Consider the following 1,691-nt stretch of genomic DNA (forward strand, 5'->3'; position numbering starts at 1 on the left):
GGCTCCGGCTTGCGGGCAAAGGTGACGGTGATCGAACCGACGGGAGCGGAGACCATGCTGCGCTGTTCCTGTAACGGCGAGGCATTGACGGTCGTTCTGAGGGAGAGACCGAACGTTCAACTGGGCGATGACGTCGAGCTGATGGTTCGTCCGGGAGCCGGGGTATGGTTCGATGCCGCCGGTCGCAATTGCGCGGTTTCAAAAAGCTGAAGCCGCCAGCGGTCGGATAATGGAGGAAGGCTTGGAAGTTTCACTCATTGCCCATCTTGAGGCAAGGGATGGCGCGGCGGATGCGCTTGCCGATCGTCTCGCCCTGCACGCGGTCAAAGTTCGGCAGGAACCGGGAAACCGGCAGTTTCAGGTGTTCCGTCACCGCGACGAGCCCCGCCGCTTTGACGTGGTCGAAACCTATGCCGACGAAGCGGCGTTCGAAAGCCATATTGCCGCGCCGCACAGCCTGGCCTTCAACGCCTGGCTGGCCGACGTGGCCGTCGGCGGGCAGTCGGCCCTCACTTTCGTCGAGGCCGTCTCAAAGGCCTAGGCTGGAGCGACATTCAGCGCATCCATAGCATCGCTGCGGCGAGATGGGTGAAGCTCAAGAAGTAGCTGACACGTCTGTCGTATCGGGTTGCGATGTGGCGGAAGTGCTTGAGCTTGTTGAAACAGCGCTCGATGCAGTTGCGCACCTTGTAGGCATCGAAGTCGCAGGCGACGGGGTGTTTCCGCGTCGGGTTGGAGGGAATGACGGCTTCGGCCCCGGCCTCGGCGATGATCCGTCTCAATTGATGGGAATCATAAGCCTTGTCAGCCAGCACCCGACGGGCTTTGAGCCCTGCGAGCAAGGCGGGCGCCTGGGTGACATCGCCCCACTGGCCCGGTGTAAGGATGATGGGCAGGGGACGCCCCCTGCCGTCGGTCACCAAGTGGATCTTGGTGGTCAGTCCGCCTCGGGTAAGCCCCAGAGCCTGATCCCCCTTTTTGACCGCCGCCCTTGCCGGAGGCCGCCTGCTGGTGTGCCCGCACCAGCGTGGAATCGAGGGCAACATAGTCATTGTCGGGCTCCCTGATCAGGTGGTCGAACACCCTCTCCCGGACGCCGGCTCTGGCCCAACGGGTGAACCGCTTATGGACGGTCTTGTACTCACCGTAGCGCTCGGGCAGGTCGTGCCAGTGCGCCCCCGAGCGCGGAACTCACAAAACAACATTACCGAACAATAGGTTATCCTGACCACAACGCCAGGGATCACCGGGTTCGCCGGGGAGTAGGTCGCAGATGCAACGCCATTGCGACGCCGTCAGTTCGTAGCGCTTGGCTATGCTGGGGATCCAGATCGAACGGTCTGGAGACCCATGAATCACACATCACCCGGTTCGTGAATCCTGAATGTCGATTGGACCTAGCCGATCAAGCGCCCAACCTAGGTGGTTGGGCACTACTCAACGGTGAACCGCCCATAGGCATATTTATCTGTATGGGTGATCGAGGCGGACATCGACTTGAAGTCGACGTCGAGCGTGGCCTGCTCGCTGCCCTTCGTCCAACTCAGCACCAGCCTGCTTTCGGACGGTTGCTCGACGGTGAAGTCACCATTGAAAGCCGGATGAGTGTTGCGGAAGCGGGCAAGGTCGCAAAGCCGGCGTACCACCGGCTTTTCCAGCGCCGCCGCCACCTCGTTCGGCGTGTAGTAGTG

General features: G+C 61.6%; 2 protein-coding genes and 2 pseudogenes. 2 read left to right on the forward strand and 2 right to left on the reverse strand.

The annotated features are described in order from the left end of the window. On the forward strand, positions 1–210 hold a 210-nt coding region (locus H512_RS26755), incomplete at its 5' end, for a TOBE domain-containing protein (RefSeq protein WP_156899594.1). A gap of 31 nt (positions 211–241) precedes the next feature. Further along, the gene (locus H512_RS26760) at positions 242–541 is read left to right on the forward strand and encodes a putative quinol monooxygenase (protein WP_026784914.1); all 300 of its coding nucleotides are present in this window, start codon (positions 242–244) and stop codon (positions 539–541) included. 13 nt (positions 542–554) lie between these two features. Here the strand turns inward: H512_RS26760 and H512_RS26765 are convergent. Both H512_RS26765 and H512_RS27405 read right to left on the reverse strand, forming a co-directional pair. Continuing rightward, positions 555–1,317, reverse strand: a pseudogene (locus tag H512_RS26765) (IS5 family transposase). A gap of 116 nt (positions 1,318–1,433) precedes the next feature. Further along, positions 1,434–1,691: pseudogene (locus tag H512_RS27405) on the reverse strand (sucrose phosphorylase); the annotation flags it as partial.

It is taken from the genome of Pleomorphomonas koreensis DSM 23070 (genome assembly GCF_000425185.1).
GTDB classification, from domain to species: domain Bacteria; phylum Pseudomonadota; class Alphaproteobacteria; order Rhizobiales; family Pleomorphomonadaceae; genus Pleomorphomonas; species Pleomorphomonas koreensis.